Source organism: Pseudomonas orientalis (genome assembly GCF_022807995.1).
Lineage (GTDB): Bacteria > Pseudomonadota > Gammaproteobacteria > Pseudomonadales > Pseudomonadaceae > Aquipseudomonas > Aquipseudomonas orientalis_B.
Genome location: NZ_CP094351.1, coordinates 3,185,639 through 3,205,180, shown reverse-complemented (window position 1 = coordinate 3,205,180; position 19,542 = coordinate 3,185,639). Strand labels below are relative to the sequence as shown.

The 19,542-nt window shown below is 61.4% G+C and carries 12 protein-coding genes and 2 riboswitches; of the genes, 5 read left to right on the top strand and 7 right to left on the bottom strand.

Translation table 11 applies throughout. From position 1 onward, the window contains the following. Nucleotides 1-55: 55 nt before the first annotated feature. The 3 genes from metH to MRY17_RS14260 form a co-directional block, all read right to left on the bottom strand. On the bottom strand, nucleotides 56-3,766 hold the full coding sequence (gene metH / locus MRY17_RS14270) for a methionine synthase (RefSeq protein ID WP_243352349.1): 3,711 nt from the start codon (nucleotides 3,764-3,766) through the stop codon (nucleotides 56-58). A gap of 285 nt (nucleotides 3,767-4,051) precedes the next feature. Continuing rightward, a complete protein-coding gene (locus MRY17_RS14265; protein WP_243352348.1) occupies nucleotides 4,052-8,416 on the bottom strand; it encodes an SET domain-containing protein-lysine N-methyltransferase in 4,365 nt (1,454 codons plus the stop codon). A gap of 36 nt (nucleotides 8,417-8,452) precedes the next feature. Then, nucleotides 8,453-8,632, bottom strand: coding sequence for a hypothetical protein (locus tag MRY17_RS14260; protein WP_243352347.1), 180 nt, complete (start codon nucleotides 8,630-8,632; stop codon nucleotides 8,453-8,455). Here MRY17_RS14260 and nfuA point away from each other — a divergent pair. Next, nucleotides 8,631-9,215: a Fe-S biogenesis protein NfuA gene (gene nfuA / locus MRY17_RS14255; protein ID WP_003190728.1), complete on the top strand. Its 585-nt coding sequence runs from the start codon at nucleotides 8,631-8,633 to the stop codon at nucleotides 9,213-9,215. The genes MRY17_RS14260 and nfuA overlap by 2 nt on opposite strands. A gap of 109 nt (nucleotides 9,216-9,324) precedes the next feature. On the opposite strand, the gene cobM is transcribed toward nfuA, so the two are convergent. The 4 genes from cobM to MRY17_RS14235 are packed head-to-tail and all read right to left on the bottom strand — an operon-like array spanning nucleotide 9,325 to nucleotide 11,438. Next, entirely contained in the window at nucleotides 9,325-10,074 is a 750-nt protein-coding gene (gene cobM, locus MRY17_RS14250; protein WP_243352346.1) for a precorrin-4 C(11)-methyltransferase, read from the bottom strand. A gap of 40 nt (nucleotides 10,075-10,114) precedes the next feature. Then, nucleotides 10,115-10,537, bottom strand: a complete 423-nt coding sequence (locus MRY17_RS14245; RefSeq protein ID WP_181285294.1) for a cobalamin biosynthesis protein — start codon at nucleotides 10,535-10,537, stop codon at nucleotides 10,115-10,117. Continuing rightward, nucleotides 10,534-11,238 carry a CbtA family protein gene (locus tag MRY17_RS14240; protein WP_191951773.1) on the bottom strand — a complete coding sequence of 235 codons (705 nt, stop codon included), beginning with the start codon at nucleotides 11,236-11,238 and terminating at the stop codon, nucleotides 10,534-10,536. Before MRY17_RS14240 ends, MRY17_RS14245 begins: the two co-directional genes overlap by 4 nt. An 11-nt stretch (nucleotides 11,239-11,249) precedes the next feature. Continuing rightward, nucleotides 11,250-11,438: a CbtB domain-containing protein gene (locus tag MRY17_RS14235; protein ID WP_104503193.1), complete on the bottom strand. Its 189-nt coding sequence runs from the start codon at nucleotides 11,436-11,438 to the stop codon at nucleotides 11,250-11,252. Nucleotides 11,439-11,536: 98 nt separating this feature from the next. Continuing rightward, nucleotides 11,537-11,762, bottom strand: a riboswitch (cobalamin riboswitch). 152 nt (nucleotides 11,763-11,914) lie between these two features. Here MRY17_RS14235 and MRY17_RS14230 point away from each other — a divergent pair. The 4 genes from MRY17_RS14230 to MRY17_RS14215 all read left to right on the top strand — a co-directional run bounded on the left by MRY17_RS14230 (nucleotide 11,915) and on the right by MRY17_RS14215 (nucleotide 19,534). Continuing rightward, nucleotides 11,915-13,387, top strand: a complete 1,473-nt coding sequence (locus MRY17_RS14230; protein ID WP_243353944.1) for a M10 family metallopeptidase C-terminal domain-containing protein — start codon at nucleotides 11,915-11,917, stop codon at nucleotides 13,385-13,387. A 32-nt stretch (nucleotides 13,388-13,419) separates the two neighbouring features. Then, nucleotides 13,420-13,618: riboswitch (cobalamin riboswitch) on the top strand. A 92-nt stretch (nucleotides 13,619-13,710) separates the two neighbouring features. Beyond that, nucleotides 13,711-14,772, top strand: a complete 1,062-nt coding sequence (gene cobW, locus MRY17_RS14225; protein WP_181285297.1) for a cobalamin biosynthesis protein CobW — start codon at nucleotides 13,711-13,713, stop codon at nucleotides 14,770-14,772. Nucleotides 14,773-14,774: 2 nt separating this feature from the next. Continuing rightward, nucleotides 14,775-18,536, top strand: coding sequence for a cobaltochelatase subunit CobN (cobN, locus tag MRY17_RS14220; protein WP_243352345.1), 3,762 nt, complete (start codon nucleotides 14,775-14,777; stop codon nucleotides 18,534-18,536). After that, nucleotides 18,536-19,534 carry an ATP-binding protein gene (locus MRY17_RS14215; protein ID WP_181285299.1) on the top strand — a complete coding sequence of 333 codons (999 nt, stop codon included), beginning with the start codon at nucleotides 18,536-18,538 and terminating at the stop codon, nucleotides 19,532-19,534. The genes cobN and MRY17_RS14215 overlap by 1 nt, the downstream gene beginning before the upstream one ends. Nucleotides 19,535-19,542 lie beyond the last annotated feature (8 nt).

Below are 19,542 nucleotides of genomic sequence, written 5' to 3'. Positions count from 1 at the left end.
GAGCGCGGCGCCTGTCAGTTTTTCGCGAGCAAGCTCGCTCCTACAATAAGCCTTTTTAGTTGTCGTAACCCAGGTTCGGCGCCAGCCAGCGTTCGGTCACGGCCAGGTCCTGGCCTTTGCGTGCGGTGTAGCTGGTGACCTGGTCCTTGTCGACCTTGCCCACGGCAAAGTACTGCGCCTGTGGGTGGGCGAAGTACCAGCCACTGACCGCCGCCGCTGGGAACATCGCATAGTGCTCGGTAAGGAACACACCGCTGCGCCCGGCCTGCATTTCGCGGGCCTCGGGGTCCAGCAGTTGGAACAGCTGGGCCTTCTCGGTGTGGTCCGGGCACGCCGGGTAACCGGGGGCAGGGCGGATGCCGCGGTATTGCTCCTTGATCAGCGCCTCGTTGTCCAATTGCTCGTCCCTGGCGTAACCCCAGTAATTCTTGCGCACTTGCTGGTGCAGCCATTCGGCGCAGGCCTCGGCCAGGCGGTCGGCCAGGGCCTTGACCATGATCGAGTTGTAGTCGTCGCCCGCGTCCTGATAGGCCTTGGCCACTTCTTCGGCGCCGATGCCGGCGGTGGTGATGAACCCCCCGATGTAGTCGGTCACGCCGCTGTCCTTGGGCGCCACGAAGTCGGCCAGGGAGAAGTTCGGTTTGCCGTCGGTCTTGATGATCTGCTGGCGCAGGTGATGCAACCGGGCAATCGGCTGGCCGTCGTCGCCATAGACCTCCAGGTCATCATCCTGCACCTGGTTGGTCGGCCAGAAACCGAACACCGCGCGGGCGCTGATGAGTTTTTCGTCGATCAGTTTCCTGAGCATTTCCCGGGCATCGGCATACAGCGCGGTGGCGGCTTCACCCACCACTTCGTCGGTGAGGATGCGCGGGAATTTGCCGGCCAGGTCCCAGGAGATAAAGAACGGTGTCCAGTCGATGTACTCGGCCAAGACGTTGAGGTCGATATTGTCCAGCACCTTGGCGCCGGTAAAGGTCGGCACCACTGGCGTGTAGCCGCTCCAGTCAAACTGCGGCTTTTTGGCGATGGCCGCCGCGTAGCTCAAGCGCTCGGTGCGGGCGCTGCGGTTGGAGGTACGCTCACGCACGTCGATGTATTCCAGGCGGGTCTTCTCGACGAAACCGGCCTTCAGTTCCTTGGACAGCAACTGCGTGGCCACGCCCACGGCGCGGGAGGCGTCGGTGACGTAGATCACCGCATCATTGCTGTACTTGGGCTCGATCTTCACCGCCGTGTGCGCCTTGGAGGTGGTAGCGCCACCAATCATCAGCGGCAGGTGGAAATCCTGGCGCTGCATCTCGCGGGCCACGTGCACCATTTCGTCCAGGGACGGCGTGATCAGGCCGGACAGGCCAATGATGTCGCATTTCTGTTCCTTGGCCACCTGCAGGATTTTCTCCGCAGGCACCATCACGCCCAGGTCGACGATGTCATAGCCGTTGCAACCCAGCACCACGCCGACAATGTTCTTGCCGATGTCATGCACGTCGCCCTTGACCGTGGCCATCAGAATCTTGCCCTTGGCTTCGGGCTTGTCGCCTTTTTCCAGCTCGATGAACGGGATCAGGTGCGCCACCGCCTGCTTCATCACGCGGGCGGACTTGACCACCTGGGGCAGGAACATCTTGCCGGCGCCAAACAGGTCGCCGACGATGTTCATGCCGGACATCAGCGGGCCTTCGATCACTTCGATCGGGCGCGCGAACGACAGGCGCGATTCCTCGGTGTCTTCGACAATATGGGTAGTGATGCCCTTGACCAGCGCGTGTTCCAGCCGCTTGTTCACCGGCCAGCCGCGCCATTCTTCGGTCTCGGCTTCCTTGACGCTGCCGTCGCCCTTGTACTTGTCGGCAATCGCCAGCAGGGCGTCGGTGCCGTCCGGGGTACGGTTGAGCACCACGTCTTCCACCGCATCGCGCAGCTCGGCCGGGATCTGGTCGTAGATCTCCAGCTGGCCGGCGTTGACGATACCCATGGTCAGGCCGTTGCGGATCGCGTACAGCAGGAACACCGAGTGAATCGCCTCGCGCACCGGGTTATTGCCACGGAAGGAGAACGACACGTTGGACACGCCACCGGAAGTCAGCGCGTACGGCAGCTCGTCACGGATATAGGCACAGGCGTTGATGAAGTCGACGGCGTAATTGTTATGTTCCTCGATACCGGTGGCGACCGCGAAGATGTTCGGGTCGAAGATGATGTCTTCCGGTGGGAAGCCAACTTCATTGACCAGGATGTCGTAGGAGCGTTTGCAGATTTCTTTCTTGCGCGCTTCGGTGTCGGCCTGACCGGCTTCGTCGAAGGCCATCACCACCACGGCCGCGCCGTAGCGCTTGCATAGCTTGGCGTGATGAATGAACTGCTCCACGCCTTCCTTCATGCTGATGGAGTTGACGATGCCCTTGCCCTGGATGCACTTGAGGCCGGCTTCGATCACTTCCCACTTGGAGGAGTCAATCATGATCGGTACGCGGGAGATGTCCGGTTCGCCGGCGATCAGATTGAGGAAGGTCACCATGGCCTTCTTCGAATCGAGCATGCCCTCGTCCATGTTGATGTCGATTACCTGGGCGCCGGCTTCCACCTGCTGCAGGGCGACTTCGAGGGCTTCGGTGTAGTTGTCTTCACGGATCAGCCGGGCGAATTTGGCTGAGCCGGTGATGTTGGTGCGCTCGCCGACGTTGACGAACAACGAGCTGCGATCAATGGTGAACGGCTCCAGGCCGGACAGTCGGCAGGCTTTGGGAATGTCCGGGATCGGGCGCGGCGCATAGCCGGCCACGGCCTTGGCGATGGCTTCGATATGCCCCGGCGTGGTGCCGCAGCAGCCGCCGACGATATTCAGGAAGCCGCTCTGGGCGAACTCCTCGATAACCTTGGCCGTTTCCGATGGCAGTTCGTCGTACTCACCGAACTCGTTGGGCAGGCCGGCGTTGGGGTGCGCCGACACATGGGTGTTGGCCTTGTTCGACAACTCTTCCAGGTAGGGGCGCAGTTCGCTGGCGCCCAAGGCGCAGTTCAAGCCCACCGAGATCGGCTTGGCGTGGGCCACGGAGTTCCAGAACGCTTCGGTGGTCTGGCCCGACAGGGTGCGGCCGGACGCATCGGTGATGGTGCCGGAAATCATGATCGGCAATTCGATACCCAAGGCTTCGAACACGCCTTGCACGGCGAAGATCGCAGCCTTGGCGTTGAGGGTGTCGAAGATGGTTTCGATCAGGATCAGGTCGGCGCCGCCTTCGATCAGGCCCTGGGTGGCCTCGGTGTAGTTTTCCACCAGTTCATCGAAGGTCACGTTGCGGTAGCCGGGGTTGTTCACGTCCGGCGACAGCGAGCAGGTACGGCTGGTCGGGCCAAGTACACCGGCGACGAAACGCGGTTTGGCCGGGTTTTCGTGGGTCTTGGCGTCGGCGACTTTACGCGCCAGGCGTGCGCCTTCGACGTTCAGTTCATAAGCCAATTCTTCCATGCCGTAGTCGGCCATGGAGATGCGCGTGGCGTTGAAGGTGTTGGTCTCGAGAATGTCCGCACCGGCGTCCAGGTAGGCCTTTTCGATACCGCCAATGACATCGGGGCGTGTCAGCACCAGCAGGTCATTGTTGCCCTTGACGTCGCTTGGCCAGTCGGCGAAACGTTTGCCACGGTAGTCCTGTTCCTCGAGCTTGTAGCTCTGGATCATCGTGCCCATCCCACCGTCCAGGATCAGGATACGTTCCTTGAGGGCGTGGTGAAGGGCTTGCAGACGAACACTACGATCGGACATGGGACTACTCTGGTCAGGCATTACGGAGGGCATGAATGATAACAAACCTGTGCCGGATTTGAGCATGCGGGATTCTGCATGAATATCGCTCATGTTGGCGGCAGTCGTGGCCCGGTAGAATCATCGCCACTTTCAGGCGGCACGCCTTGAATCGGATCATCGCGCTGGACGCATAGGCCAGGTACGAGGTGTTGGAGAAGGGCACGCATCGCAGGCTCAACCATTGGTTTGGCATTGAGGGTGCGCCACCCCTCAGGCAGAAGCATCAGGACTATCGTATGGGGGTCAGGGCTTCATGTACTTCCAGTAGGCTTTTCCATAGTCCATCAGCAACTCGGTCCCTGCAGGGATATCTCGCCAAGCGATCAAAAAGACCATGTATTTGCCTACATACAGTGCGCCGACATTTTCAATGCCGACGTCGGGCAGGTTCGGCACATTGACCGCATTGATCAGGCTCAGCGTACTGCTGTTACCGTGGCCGCTGATAGTCGCGCCATGAGTGTAGGTCTGGAATAAATACGTGCCGACGGCCGCCTCACCCTTTTCCAGTATCTCGGTATTGATCGAGGCTTGATCCAGGTGCAGCTTGCCGGTGTACGGCCCAAGGACATCGAAGCGTTTTATATCGGTTCGGGCTACGACTGACAGGCCGCGCTCTGGGCCATCCGACAGTTTCTTGACCTCCAGCAGTCGATCAAGGCGGCGATGATGGCTGCCCTCCTTGGCGATCCATTCACGAATGCTTTTGGTCGCCGCCTCTTTGACTTCGACATGCTGCAGGCCGGTGAACTCGTCAAAAAAATGATTGGCGTCGGTAATCTCGATGTTTTGCAGCGGGCCCTCAAGCTCAAGGGTCAAGCTGCGCCGGATATCCTTCGGGTCCTGCAGTATCGGCGCGTTATTATTGATTTTGTGATCAAAAGAGGCCGTGATAGAGGTGGATCGGCGCCGCGTGGGTGTGGTGTCGTCATCGATGCGCGGACGTTTTGAACTACCTGCTGTGGGCGCCGCCGGCCGTTTCCTGGAGAGCGGCTGGTCCTGCGGGCTCCTTTGACCGAAAAGCCACCTGTCTTTACCGGCGCGGGTCATGCTGCCATTGTCATTGACATAGTGGCTCCAGATGACCGGGTTGAGGTTGTTCTGCTCGACAAATGCGAGCATGGAAACCCTTGAGTTGGTGGCGTTGTAGTGCTTGCTCCACTCTTGCAGGTGCTCGGGCTTCAGATCGTCGAACGCCTCACCTCTGGCGTATTTGGCGAGTACCTCGCCAGGCGCTCGATAGCTGCCATCGATGTTTACATGCTCGGCAAACACCAGCGGGTCCAGGTTATGGTCAGCCGCGAAGCCTTCAAGGGTGAGGCTGTTGCGCTCGCGCTGGGACGCCTTGCTCCAGTGCTCCATATGATCGTAAGTGATGCTGGTACGGGCGGTTCCCGCGCGGTCCAGCATCTTTCGTCCCCTGGGGGTCAGGGTATTGCGGCTGTTGACGAATTGCCGAAAGGCGCTGGGGTCCAGGTTGTAGGTGCTGATGAAGTTGTACATGGTTGCTTTCAGCGCATCTTCACTGGCTTCGGTCCATTTCAACAGCACCGAGGGCGTCACCACGCCGGGCATATCCGGTGCGCCTCCGGTGAGCTTGATCCGGACTGAATACCAATGTCCTGGCTCCACCGAGGACAGCGTGATCGACAAATCCCGGTTGGTCTTTGGATTGACCAATACGATCGAAAAGCTGTTGTCTGCGCCGGCGGCAGTCTCCTGAATGAACCCGTAGGAGTTGTCGCGCACCTGGTACACCGCGATCTTGCCCTTGTCATCGACATTGCAGATGAACTTCTGGTTGTAGTCCGCTCGGGAAAAGATGCCGCGCGCGTCGGGCTTGAGGCCCCTGATCAATTCGGGGTCGACCGCGTACTGCCGGATCAACGGGCTGCTGTTGCTGAGGACCGTGATCGGCTCTCGAAAGCGCGGCCCGAAGGCTTTGTTGGAGGCGGTATCGATCAAGCGATAATCCGGCGCGTCGAGGCTGCCGACGTTGCGCATCGGGATATTGGCAAAGCCGTCAACGGTAAACAATTGATCGCCCGCCTGGAGCGGTTTCCAGCTGTCGGGATCGACCGAGCGCATATGCCTTGCGACGATATTCCCATCACGCAGTTGGGCGATACCCCGTTTCGCCTGGCGCATCAGTTTGTGGCCCAGCTTGAGCAGGCCGAAGCGCGCCAGCCTGAGCAGGCTGGGCAGGCTGGGCAGGGCGGCCAGTGGGTTGAGTTCCTGAAGCGTGGCAATCACCAGTTTTCCCGTCAGTTTAGCGAGTTTCGGCATCGCCAGGCGCAGCCCGGTTTTGCCCGCCTGGACAAGCAAGCGAGTAGAGCCGGCCACGTACCGCCCCACCGGCAAAGCGAACGCCACAATGTCGATGAACAAGCTGGCAACGCCGGATTTGATGCGTTGGGGATCGCCGGAAGCGATGTCGTCGATACCGCCCCAGAACGGCACGAATATCTTGCCCCAGAACGCCAAATCTTCGAGGACCTCTGCGCCGATGTTCACTTCTCGCGTGTCTTTGCGGGTTTTTTCCAGCAGGGCTTGCTCGTCGCAGAAAAACAGCTCGCGGGCGATCATGCTCGCCAGTGCTTCACTGCGCGGCGCATACAATGTGCTGGGAGCGAAGGATGTGAGGCGCGGGCCGAACAAGTCGATGGCAGGCAATGTTTCGCCAACTTGTTCAACGATCAACTCGGCCTTTTTGCCAGGCCTGGGGACTTTGTTCTCGCGGTAGGCCTCGCGATCGAAGGGTACTTCAGTGGCCAGCCTGTATTTGTCCCAACTCATGGCGTCCCGTAGCTCTGTCACTTTGCCGTTCAGCGGCAGAGTTTTGATATCGCGACGTCGACGAATCAGGCCCGCGAGGGGGAACACCTCGATGTAGAGGGGATTGAGAGGATTGCGGGGCTTTACGATGCGCAGAAGGAAACCTGTTCGGTAGCGAACGGCGTCGGCCTTGCGCTTGGTTTCATATTCGACAGGCACCTTGTCCAGGGCTTCTCTTAATGAGTACACCGTGATCTCGTCCTGATCCACATCCAAGGTCGCGCTGCCAAGGTGTGCAAGCAATGACTGGATCAGGACCTTGTAGGCGTTTCTGGGTAGATCAAGCGCGGTATGGAAGGCTTTGGCGTATTCGGTATCCGACGCAAAGCGCCAGCGACTCGGCAGATTGAGCGCGAGGTTCTGAACCGCGTTGAACATTTCGTACTCATGCTGCTCCAGCGCGGTGACAGCTTGGGTGAGTTCCTCACGGGAGTGGCCCGAGGTTCGGCTGGCAATCAGGCCGTTGGCCTGTGCCCATTGCACGGTAGGGCCCAGCTTGGCTGCAGCGACCAGTGCCTGCTGTTTGACGTCATCGCCACTGGCGCGAAAATGTTCTGCCGCCAGGTTGAGCAATTGTTCGAAACTCATGTGGCGCGATGAGCCGGGTGCAATCGCTTCGGCCAGCACAAAACCGCTTCGAAAGTTAACCCAGGTACTGGCGGCGGCGTAGGGCAGGTCATCGGGGATATCGGCTACCCAGACTTCACTGGCGACGTGGGCCTTGACGACACACACTGCCAATTGCGCCGCGTCAGTACTGATCGACAAATTGTGGTGATAGCGGCTGATCAAGTCCTGGCGGATCGACTTATAAGACGCCCCCGGAGTGATGAATAACTTCAATTCGTTATCTATCGTCGAGTCGGGGTTGGGGATGACTGTCAGCCACAGTGCACGCCACAGCAACTTCACCAGCACCGGTTGGGGGCAGGTTTCGTCCTTTTGACTGCCATACCAGTCCAGCGCCCGGGCGATGCGCTCGGCCAGCGCCAGGTTCTCGGGGCTATTGAGCAGTTGCTCAAGCAATACGGTTGGCGTGGTGGTGAGCATCTCCTGCTGTGGGGCGGTAAACGTGTCAGGCAATACGTGGCGGAACAGCGATTGGCGGGTTTGTGTTTCGATCTCGCGAATAACCTCCTTGATCTTTTGGTCGGCAGGCGCATCCAGCAGGTGCTCCAGGTCGCTGAGGTTGCCTTCGTGTCCGAGTTTTCTGAGGGTGCGGTGTTCCTGCAAACCGCAGAGAACCGCTTTCCATTGCTCGTCTGTTTTGGGCAGTGCCGGAATGATCGAGTAGTACTTGAGCACCAAGTCAAACCGTACCGAGCCATCGCTTTTGAGGCCGTTACCCACGCGCCGGTTGATATCCAGTAACACGTCGGCGTCGATGTACCAATAAGTGGGCATATGGCGCAGGATCACCGAATGGTCGGCGATGTTGAACGTTTCGGGAGGGTCGGGTATCGGTGACCGCGCGCTGCTGAACAGGGTTGAGAGCAGGTCGTAGAGAAAGTCCCGGCCCGGAATGGAGTCATCCGGTTCGGGCTTTTCCCGCAGGAACTGCTGAAAGTCCTCATCGGCTTCCAGTTTTGCCAGCACCCGGAAAGCTTCCTTGCACTCGCGATTCAGTTCGGAATCGGCTGGAGGGTGGTAGTAAACCTCGGCGGCGGACAATGAGCCTGAGCTTTGTGCCGTCGCGAAATCAATCAGGTGGTCCAGATGCGCTTGCTGTTCAGGCAAACCTTTGAAATAGAAATCCTGCAAAGCGTTATTCATTCAATCCTCACAACCCATAGTTCAAGAGGATTCACTTTATTCAGCCAGCTTTTGCAGGAGGCCTATATAAATACGTACAGGCTGTGGCAGGAAGCGGGCAGGGCCGCCAGTGCCTTTGGTCAGCAGGATCAGGTCTTTCCCGACAAAAATACTCGGACTTTGTACCTGCGTAATAATTTGGCGTAAACTGCGGGCAAGCCTGTGAGGAGTTTCCATGACTGCCATAACCATTACCGACGCCGCCCACGATTACCTGGCCGACCTGCTGTCCAAGCAGAACACCCCGGGTATCGGCATCCGCGTCTTTATCACCCAGCCCGGCACCCAGTACGCCGAGACTTGCATTGCCTATTGCAAGCCTGGCGAAGAGAAGCCTGAAGACACCGCCCTGGGACTCAAGAGTTTCACCGCGTACATCGACGCCTTCAGCGAAGCCTTCCTTGACGACGCGGTAGTCGACTACGCCACCGACCGTATGGGGGGGCAGTTGACCATCAAGGCGCCGAACGCCAAGGTGCCGAACGTCAATGCCGACAGCCCGGTCAACGAGCGCATCAATTACTACCTGCAAACCGAGATCAACCCGGGGCTGGCCAGCCATGGTGGTCAGGTGAGCCTGATCGACGTAGTGGACGACGGTATCGCCGTGTTGAAGTTCGGTGGCGGTTGCCAGGGCTGCGGCCAGGCGGACGTGACCCTGCGAGAAGGCATCGAGCGTACGTTGCTCGAGCGCATCCCGGAGCTCAAGGGTGTACGTGACGTGACTGACCACACGCAGAAAGAAAACGCCTACTACTGAGTAAGGTGTTCACTGCGAACATAAAAAACGGCGCCCGTGAGCGCCGTTTTTTATCGTTTAACTTCAAGGATTTGCAGAATATTCCTAGCGCAGAACATTTTGACCGCGTTTATCCGGGGCGATAGAGGTGAGCATGGCCGGCCCGGTAAAGCGATGACTCGCTGAAGCTGTCATTGGTCAGCACGCGGCCCACCAGGATCAGCGCGGTACGCCGGAAACCTTTTGCTTCAACCTTGGCCACAATATCCTCAAGCGTGCCAACGACCCAGTCCTGGTCCGGCCAGGTCGCCCTGTGCACCACGGCAATCGGGCAGTCCGCGCCGTAGTGTGGCAGCAGTTGGGCAACGATGTGTTCCAGATGACTGACCCCCAGGTGAATCGCCATTGTGGTGCCGTGTCGTGCCAGGCTGTCGAAATCCTCACCGGCGGGCATGTTGGTTTTATCGGCGTAACGGGTCAGGATCACGCTTTGAGCGATATCCGGCAGGGTCAGTTCGGTTTCCAGTAAGGCCGCGCACGCCGCTACCGCCGTGACCCCCGGAATGATCTGGAATGGGATGCCCAGCTCACGCAAGTGACGGATCTGTTCGCCGATCGCGCCGTACAGGCTGGGGTCGCCTGAGTGCACGCGTGCGACGTCATGACCTTTGGCATGGGCCGCCTTGATCAGTTCGATGATCTGTTTCAGGTGCAATTGGGCGCTGTTGACTACCTGCTGCGCCTGATGGCCTTCCAGCACTGCGGCGGGTACCAGCGAGCCTGCATAGATGATCACCGGGCAACTGCGAATCAACCGCTGGCCTTTGACGGTGATCAGTTCAGGGTCGCCGGGGCCTGCGCCGATGAAGTAAACGGTCATGCAAGATTCCTGTTGGAGTGCCCGCGAGCATGAACAATGCTCAAGATCGGGTGCGGTGATTATCCGGGCTGTGGTCGACGCCAGCCAATGCAAAGGTAGCCTGCGCGCTTTTACGGCGAGTGATCAGCAGTCGGGCAGGGGCGCCGGCGAGGTGCTCGGCCAGGGCCAGGGCGGCGCTTTCGGCAACCCCATGACACTGAGTATGGGCAAACGCGACGGCGGATTTGTGGCTCAAGCGGTCCTCATAGGCGCTCAGGTGCTCGGCACTGAAACACAGCAGCGGCACATTCAGGATCTGAGCCAGTGCCAAAAGCCCTGGCTCAGCCTGTTTGCGCTCGATACTCGCCAATGCGCTGATGCGCCGGCGGTCGATTCCGACCTCGGCGAGGGCGCTGTCAACCAGCGCCAGCAGGGCCTGAGCACCACAGCCGCGCTGACAGCCCAGGCCGACGACCAGGGTCATGCCGAGTAGGATTCGTCGCGGTGACGGCGGAACAGCCAGGCGCTGATCAAACCCAGGGCCAGCCAGAACGCAACGTTGGTCAACTGCGACGCGATCTTGAACCGGGTTTCGAGGGCTTGTGGTGCCAGCATCGAATGCACCTCGGGTTGCGGAGCGCCGATCACGTGGGGCACAACAAGAATTGCCACACCCAGCACTTTCAGCAACCCGTTGCGCCCGAACACCAGCAACGCAATGCCCGCAGCCGTCGAGGCGGCGGTGCCGGCCCACCAGATCTGGCGCTGTGCCAGGTCTGCGGCGGCGGTGCCCGGCAACTCCGGCGGCAGGCCCAGGGTGGGAGCCAGTACAAAGGTTGCATAACCGGCCAGGCCCCACAGCAAACCTTGGGCGGTGCGGGTGGGGGCACGCAGGGTATAGAGCCCGGCCAGCATCAGCGCAAACCCGACCGCCACTACCAGGTTGCCACCGGTGGTGGACAACACGCGTTGCCAGCCGTCCTGCGGCTCCCAGGCCTGGGCGTCATGGGCGTGTGCAGGCGTGCCGGCCGCGTTTTCATGCGCAGCCTCGGCGGCTGACGGGGCCTTTTCGAAAGTTTCGGCCTGCAAAATCAGCGGAGCGACCCAGAAACTTTGCAGCAGCGTCAGCAACAGGGCAGCCAAAAGACCGGTGAAACCCGCAGTTTGCGCGATACGCTTGATCATCTCGGCAGGCCTCAGTGGCACGGGAAAGCAGCGCTGTGGCGCGTATCGTGGGCGGCGTTGTGCACCGCCTCGATATGCGAGAAGCCGGCAAAGTACACCAGGCACGCGCCGAGGATCGACGCGCCTATGGCGGCGGTCAGGCGTTGACTCAGGCTGGAGGTGCTGCTGGCGGCGTGCGAGGTGCTGCGGATGATCGACATGGCGCGTCCCTTTCAAGTGTCTTGAGTGAAACGAGCGCATGCAAACGCCGCGAGCCAGGCACGCAGCGTTCTGAACAGCGCCCGCCCACCGCGGGTTTGTTATCTGAATGTGTTCGGGCCGGTCTCCGGGCTTGCAAGGGGCGGCTCTGAAAGAGCCTCCGGACAAGCATCTCCTTCCCATGCACATGCACAGTGGATTTGACGCTTCGCTCGCTTACCGTTGCGGGGGCAGCACCGGACTGCTCATGCCCTCGATCAAGCAAGGCATGGGTCACCGGTTTCCCGTTTCACCCTGTGAAGGGCACCCGAAACATACTGCATAGGAAAACACGCGTATCACTGGCTCGTCAATTAAGGCGAGTCCCGGCGGTGGGGGCGGCAGCAACGGGCAGCCCGGAGCAATATTTCCAATTGGTTTTGCGAAGGCGTCGCGCTTTATTTGCCGTAGTGCTTGTTGGAAGGTAAGCGTCGTGGAAATGGACATCATCGAAAGTGGAGGCTTATTTATGACGAATGTATCCCGAGGCAATGTCAGTCCTGGCTATCTTTACCAATCTGCCGATCAATTACCCAACTCACCCCAGGCGACGCAGTCTCAACCGCCTGACGCCAATGCGCCTGCAATGTACGACGTCACTGCGCGCGCCGACGATCCGTATTATCGCGCCGGCTCGCGCAAGCCTTCACGCTCTCTGGATGAAATGGCTCGCCATATTGACCGGCGTGGTCGAAGGTTGCATGACAGCAACGGCGACGGGGTGTTGCGTCTCTCTTATACGTTCAATGAAGCCTCAGCCAATGAGAGCAAGTTCAACGACACTCAAAAAGACCAGGCCCGGCGCGCCATGCAGTCCTGGGCCGATGTGGCAAACATTACGTTTGACGAAGACACTGTTGGGGCTGAAGGTCGCCTGCGGTTTGTCAACGACAAGACACCGGCCGTTGCGGATGCCGTTTTTTTGCGCTATCAGGCGCGCATTCGGGTGAACTCCGGTTATGCAGATAATCGCGCGCCGACGGTTAACGGCTTTGAACGCCAGACGCTCACCCATGAGATAGGCCATACGCTGGGCGCCGCGCATACCGGCGATTATGATGCCACCCGTGGGCCTGTCGCTTATGAGACGCACGCCGCTTACGCGCAAGACAGTCGTGCCTATTCCGTCATGAGCTATTTCGCTCCGGGCAATACGCACCATGACTTCAATGGTCAATACGCCTCTTCGCCGCTGATGGCCGATATTGCCTGGTGTCAGCGGGTGTACGGGGCCAACCACCACACTCGCAATACCGATACCACCTACGGGTTCAACTCCAATACCCAGCGGGACGACCTGTCATTGAATTCGTCGCGCGACGGTGCTGTCTTCTGCGTCTGGGATGGCGGAGGCAACGATACGTTGGATTTCTCCGGCTATCATCAGAACCAGGTGATCAACCTGCGCGCCCAGTCGTTTTCCGACGTAGGGGGCATGAAGGGTAATGTTTCCATCGCCAAGGGCGTCGTCCTGGAAAACGCCATCGGCGGTTCTGGCAATGACGTACTGATCGGAAATGACGCCGACAACCGTCTCAAGGGCGGAGCCGGCGCGGACCGCATGCGAGGGGGGGCAGGCAGCGACACGTTCGTATACGACAATGCCGGTGATTCGACGTTATATGCGCCTGATCAGTTAGTAGACTTTGTCAGCGGTCAGGACATCATCGATATTTCCTCGCTGTTGCGCAGGCATTCCATCGACTCGCTGACATTCGTCAGCCAGCTCACCGGGCGGGCAGGCGAGGTGGGCGTGGGCTACGATCCGCAGACGAACGAGTCATGGGTAGTGCTCGACCTGACCGGCAATGGCGAAATTGATTTCTACCTCGAGAGCCGCGGCCAAATCGGGCATGCCGACATTGTGGGTGATGTGCCGGTGAGCTATCGCTATGCGTACGCTGTCGCTTGAGCATGGAGCATTGACCGCCGGCCACGCACTGCGTAGCCTTGCCTGCTCGAGGTTCTTCGGCTGCGGTCGAAGCTAAGAAGGGAACGCGGTACAAGCCGCGGCTGCCCCCGCAACTGTGAAGGGTTCACCTGACTGCAATGCCACTGCCGATACGGTGGGAAGGCGCAGCCGGCGCCGGTCTTAGACCTGCAAGCCCCAAGCCAGGAGACCTGCCTCGCAATCGATTTTCAATTCAACCGGGCGGGGTGATCCGGTGACGAAACCTGCTGCTGCGTGCCGTCGCAGAGCCTGTCGTCCCGTATGCCCGCCCCAAAGGGCATCCGATGAAAACACTGGCCAAACTCCCCGTCACCATCGTTACCGGTTTTCTCGGCTCGGGTAAAACCACCTTGCTGCGCCATATGCTCGACAACGCCCAGGGCCGTCGCATTGCGGTGATCGTCAACGAATTCGGCGAGCTGGGCATTGACGGTGAAATCCTCAAGCAGTGTTCCATCGGTTGCACCGAGGAAGAAGCCAATGGCCGCGTGTATGAGCTGGCCAATGGCTGCTTGTGCTGCACCGTGCAGGAAGAATTCTTCCCGGTGATGCGCGAGCTGGTGGCCCGACGCGGCGACCTTGACCATATCCTCATCGAAACCTCCGGCCTGGCCCTGCCCAAACCTTTGGTCCAGGCCTTCCAATGGCCGGAAATCCGCAATGCCTGCACCGTGGACGCGGTGATCACCGTGGTCGACAGCCCGGCCGTGGCCGCCGGCACCTTCGCCGCATTCCCTGATCAGGTCGACGCCCAGCGCAAGCTCGACCCGAACCTGGATCATGAATCGCCCTTGCACGAGCTGTTCGCCGACCAACTGGCCAGCGCCGACCTGGTGATCCTCAACAAGGCCGATCTGATCAGCGCCGAAGACCTGGCCCGGGTGCGCCTGGAAGTAGCCGAGGAGCTGCCGCCGGCAGTGAAAGTCATCGAAGCCAGCAGCGGCCGCCTGCCACTGGACGTGCTGATCGGCCTGGGCGCCGGTTCCGAGGAGCATATCGACGCGCGCCACAGCCATCACGACCATCACCACGACGGTGAGGACGACCACGACCACGACGCTTTCGACTCCATCTCCATCGACCTGCCTCAAGCCGACGAAGCCCTGTTGCTCGACGCCCTGACGCAGTTGGTGGTGCAGCACGGCATCCTGCGCATCAAAGGCTTTGCTGCGATCCCGAACAAGCCGATGCGGCTGCTGATCCAGGGCGTGGGCACGCGCTTCGACAAGCACTTCGACCGTGCCTGGGGCCCGGAAGAGACACGCACCACGCGCCTGGTGCTGATCGGCCAGGAACTGGATGCCGCCGGCCTCGAAGCGCAACTGCGCGCCGCCCTCAGCGTTTAACCATGCACCTGCTCAGGACCCAACCCGGTGGCTTCGTCGCGGACGACAATATCGCCGACCTTGGCCAAACCCCCGCCGAGCTGGTAATCCTGTGCAGCGGCGATTCCAGCCTGGCGCTGCTTGCCGAAGCGGCGCAGCAACTGCCCGAGGATTACCCCGGCCTGCGCCTGGCCAACCCGATGCAGGTGCAGAACCACGCCTCGGTCGACCTGTACGTCGATGAGGTGTTGCGCCACGCCAAGGTCATCCTGATTTCCTTGCATGGCGGCATCGGTTATTGGCGCTACGGCATCGAGCGCCTGGTGGAACTGGCCGAGCGCGGCGTCACGCTGATCCTGGTGCCGGGAGATGATCGCCCGGACCCGGAACTCAGCGGTCTGAGTACCGTCGGCGCGGCGCAGCGTGACCGGCTGTGGCAGTTCCTGCGCCAGGGCGGCCTGGGTAATGCGCTGGATTTCTATCGCTGCCTGGCCAGTGGCTATCTCGGGCGCGACTACCCATGGACCGAGCCGCAAAGCTTGCCGCGTACGTCGATTTATCACCCGCATACGGCCAACGCCGAGCTTGAGCACTGGCAGGCGGATTGGCGCGCGGACTTGCCGGTGGCGGCGGTGCTGTTCTACCGCTCCCATTTGCAGGCCGCCAATACCGGGTTTATCGATGTGTTCTGCCAGCGTTTGCAGGCGGCGGGCCTCAGCCCGTTGCCGATAGCGGTGGCCAGTTTGAAAGAGCCCGGTTGCCTGGCGGTGGTTGAAGACTGGCTCGATCAAGTACAGGCGGCGGTGATCCTGAACACCACCGGCTTTGCCCAATCGAGCCCCGAAGCGCCGCATCTGCGCCCGTTTCGCCGCAATATCCCGGTGATCCAGGCCATCTGCGCCCAGGATAACCAGCCCGGCTGGCAAGTCAGTGCACAAGGCCTGGGCCCCCGCGATTTGGCGATGCACATTGCCTTGCCGGAGCTGGACGGGCGCATCATCAGCCGGCCGATCAGCTTCAAGGACCTGGCCTGGCGCAGTGAGCGCAGCCAGTCGGACGTGGTGTGCTACCGCGCCGCGCCCGAGCGCATGGATTTTGTCGCCGAACTGGCGCGCCGCTGGGTCGAGCTGGCGCGACTGTCGAATGCGCACAAGCGTGTCGCGTTGATCCTGGCCAACTATCCAACCCGCGACGGCCGCATCGGCAACGGCGTGGGCCTGGATACGCCGGCGGCGGCGCTGAACATCTTGCGCGCGTTGCAAGCAGAAGGCTATCCGGTGCCGTCCACCTTGCCGGACAGCGGCACCGCCTTGATCCACGCCTTGCTGGGCGGCGTCACCAATGACCTGGACAGCCTCGACCTGCGCCCCTGCCATCAGAGCCTGAGCCTGGACGATTATGAAGCGATGTTCCAGCGTCTGCCCGAGGCCAATCGTCAAGCCGTGCTGGAGCGCTGGGGCACGCCGCATCAGGACCCGATGTGCCGCGACGGCCGCTTGATGATCGCCGGCCTGCGCCTGGAACAGACCTTCATCGGGATTCAACCGGCGCGGGGTTATCAGGTTGATCAGAGCGCGGTGTATCACGACCCTGACCTGGTGCCGCCCCATGGCTATCTCGCCTTCTACTTCTGGCTGCGCCAGACCTACGGCGCCCATGCCGTGATTCATGTGGGCAAGCACGGCAACCTCGAATGGCTGCCGGGCAAGGGCGTGGGCCTGTCGGAAAACTGTTGGCCGGACGTGCTGCTCGGCCCGCTGCCGAATATCTACCCCTTTATCGTCAACGACCCGGGCGAGGGCGCCCAGGCCAAGCGGCGCACCCAGGCGGTGATCATCGACCACTTGATGCCGCCGCTGACCCGTGCTGAAACGTACGGCCCGCTGCGCGATCTGGAATTGCTGGCCGACGAATATTACGAAGCGCAGTTGCTCGACCCGCGACGCGCGCTGGAATTGCAGAAAGACATTCTCAAGCTGGTGCGCGAAACCCGTATCGACCAGGAACTCGAGCTGGACGGCGAGGCCGATGCCGACGTCTGGTTACCGCGCCTGGACACCTACCTGTGTGACCTGAAGGAATCACAGATCCGCGACGGCCTGCATGTCTTCGGCGAGTCGCCGGCGGGACGCTTGCGTATCGATACCTTGCTGGCCTTGCTGCGCATTCCCCGTGGCGATGGACGTGGCGCGCAATCGAGCCTGTTGCGGGTGCTGGCCAAGGCGTTCGAGCTGGGCTTCGATCCTCTGGACTGCGCGCTCGCAGAACCGTGGACCGGGCGTCGGCCCGAGGTGTTGCGCAAGATCGACGCGCAGGCGTGGCGCACCGCCGGTGACACCCGCGAACGTCTGGAACTCTACGCGACGCGCTTGATCGAGCAGGCGTTGCAGGGGCCGCTGGAGCAGTTGGAGCAAGCCGGTTGGGAAGAGGTTAAGGCAGTGGTCGAAAGCCTGCGCATTGTCGTGGCGCCGCGCCTGGACGCCTGCGGCCCGGCAGAAATGCGCGGCCTGCTGGACGCCCTGGGCGGTCGCTTTGTGCCGGCAGGTCCCAGTGGAGCGCCGAGTCGCGGCCGCCTGGATGTCTTGCCCACGGGGCGCAACTTCTTCACCGTGGATGTGCGCAACCTGCCGACCACCACGGCTTGGCGCATCGGTTTCCAGTCGGCCAATCTGTTGCTTGAGCGGCATCTGCAGGATCACGGCGATCATCTGCGCCAGTTGGGCCTGTCGGTGTGGGGCACCGCCACCATGCGTACCGGTGGCGACGATATCGCCCAGGCCATGGCGCTGATGGGCGTGCGCCCGGTATGGGCCACCGGCAGCCAGCGCGTGGATGACTTCGAGATTCTGCCGATCAGTCTGTTGGATCGTCCGCGCGTCGACGTGACGTTGCGCGTGTCCGGCTTCTTCCGCGACGCGTTTGCCAACCTGATCCGCCTGTTCGATGCGGCGGTGCAGGCGGTGGCGGCGCTGGACGAGCCGGATGACATGAACCCCCTGGCCGCCAAGGTGCGCAGCGAGCGCCTGGCGCTGCTAGAGTCGGGCCTGGACGCAGAGGCCGCGGCGAAACAGGCCGGTTGGCGCATTTTTGGCGCCAAGCCAGGCGCCTATGGCGCGGGCGTGCAGGGTGCGATTGACGGTCGCCTGTGGCAGAGCCGCGAGGACCTGGCCGAGGTCTACCTGAACTGGGGCGGTTACGCCTATGGCGGCGCCGACGAAGGCACCGCCGCCCGTGGGCAATTCGCCCAGCGCCTGAGCCAGGTGCAGGCGGTGCTGCAGAACCAGGACAACCGCGAGCACGATGTGCTCGACTCCAACGATTACTACCAATTCCAGGGCGGCATGCTCGCCGCCGTGGAAACCTTGAGCGGCGCCAAGACCGCCAGCTATCACGGCGATCACAGCCAGCCGGACCTGCCCAGGATCCGCACCTTGAAGGAAGAGCTCAATCGAGTGGTGCGTTCCCGTGCGGCCAACCCGAAGTGGATCGAAGGCGTGAAGCGTCACGGCTACAAGGGCGCATTCGAAATGGCTGCGACCGTGGACAACCTGTTCGCCTTCGACGCCACCACCGCACTGATCGACGATCACCAATACGCGCTGCTCGCCGACGCCTATTTGCTCGACCCTGACACTCGCGCGTTTGTGCAACAGCACAACCCCGACGCTTTGCGCGACATGACCGAGCGCATGCTCGAAGCCCAGCAGCGCGGCCTGTGGCAAGCGCCCGGCGCCTACCGCGAAGCCTTGGAAAACCTGTTGCTGGATATGGAAGAAGACAGCTGATGACTGATATTGCGCATTTCCCGCTGGCCGCCGTGGTCGGTGCCGATGAGCTGAAACTCGCGCTGTGCCTGAACGCCATTGATCCGAGGATCGGTGGTGTGCTGATCGAAGGTCCGCGCGGCATGGCCAAGTCCACCCTGGCCCGTGGCCTGGCGGACCTGCTCGGCAGCGGGCAGTTTGTTACCTTGCCCCTGGGCGCGACCGAGGAGCGCCTGGTCGGCACCCTGGACCTGGACGCCGCGCTCGGCGAGGGCCGTGCACAATTCTCGCCCGGCGTGCTGGCCAAGGCTGACGGCGGCGTGTTGTATGTCGATGAAGTCAACCTGCTGCCCGATCACCTGGTCGACCTGCTGCTGGATGTGGCCGCCAGCGGTACCAATCTGATCGAACGTGATGGCATCTCCCATCGGCATGCGGCGCGGTTTGTGCTGATCGGCACGATGAATCCGGAAGAGGGGGAGTTGCGCCCGCAACTGCTCGACCGCTTTGGTTTCAACGTGGCCTTGAGCGGGCAGACATTGCCGGCCGAGCGTGGCCAGATCATCCGTCGCCGCCTGGATTTCGACAGTGACCCCGTCGCGTTCTGTGAACGGTGGGCCGAGCCGCAAGCCGCTTTGCGCGAACGCTGCATCCAGGCGCGCGCGCGCCTGGACCGTATCGAGCTGGATGACCAGGCCCTGGCACAAATCACCCAGCGTTGCTTTGCCGCCGGCGTGGACGGGATGCGCGCCGACCTTGTGTGGCTGCGCGGTGCCAGGGCCCATGCCGCCTGGCGCGGGGCCGGGGCCATCGCCGAGCAGGATATAGACGCCGTCGCCGAATTTGCCTTGCGTCATCGACGCCAGGAGCAGGCCCCGGAGGCCAGCCCGCCCAGTCAGGCCCAAGCCCCGCAATCCTCGAACCCTTCGCCCGGCCAGGGCCAATGGGGCGATATGCCTGCGCCGGCCCTGCCCACCGGCGCCCGCCGTGATGTTCCCGCCTGGCCAAAAAAGCCCTAGGCATTCGC

Excerpts from the sequence above, each read along its gene's own strand:
- metH (WP_243352349.1), bottom strand. The coding sequence starts at position 3,766 with ATGTCCGATCGTAGTGTTCGTCTGCAAGCCCTTCACCACGCCCTCAAG.
- MRY17_RS14265 (WP_243352348.1), bottom strand. The coding sequence starts at position 8,416 with ATGAATAACGCTTTGCAGGATTTCTATTTCAAAGGTTTGCCTGAACAG.
- nfuA (WP_003190728.1), top strand. The coding sequence starts at position 8,631 with ATGACTGCCATAACCATTACCGACGCCGCCCACGATTACCTGGCCGAC.
- MRY17_RS14260 (WP_243352347.1), bottom strand. The coding sequence starts at position 8,632 with ATGGAAACTCCTCACAGGCTTGCCCGCAGTTTACGCCAAATTATTACG.
- cobM (WP_243352346.1), bottom strand. The coding sequence starts at position 10,074 with ATGACCGTTTACTTCATCGGCGCAGGCCCCGGCGACCCTGAACTGATC.
- MRY17_RS14245 (WP_181285294.1), bottom strand. The coding sequence starts at position 10,537 with ATGACCCTGGTCGTCGGCCTGGGCTGTCAGCGCGGCTGTGGTGCTCAG.
- MRY17_RS14240 (WP_191951773.1), bottom strand. The coding sequence starts at position 11,238 with ATGATCAAGCGTATCGCGCAAACTGCGGGTTTCACCGGTCTTTTGGCT.
- MRY17_RS14235 (WP_104503193.1), bottom strand. The coding sequence starts at position 11,438 with ATGTCGATCATCCGCAGCACCTCGCACGCCGCCAGCAGCACCTCCAGC.
- MRY17_RS14230 (WP_243353944.1), top strand. The coding sequence starts at position 11,915 with ATGGACATCATCGAAAGTGGAGGCTTATTTATGACGAATGTATCCCGA.
- cobW (WP_181285297.1), top strand. The coding sequence starts at position 13,711 with ATGAAAACACTGGCCAAACTCCCCGTCACCATCGTTACCGGTTTTCTC.
- cobN (WP_243352345.1), top strand. The coding sequence starts at position 14,775 with ATGCACCTGCTCAGGACCCAACCCGGTGGCTTCGTCGCGGACGACAAT.
- MRY17_RS14215 (WP_181285299.1), top strand. The coding sequence starts at position 18,536 with ATGACTGATATTGCGCATTTCCCGCTGGCCGCCGTGGTCGGTGCCGAT.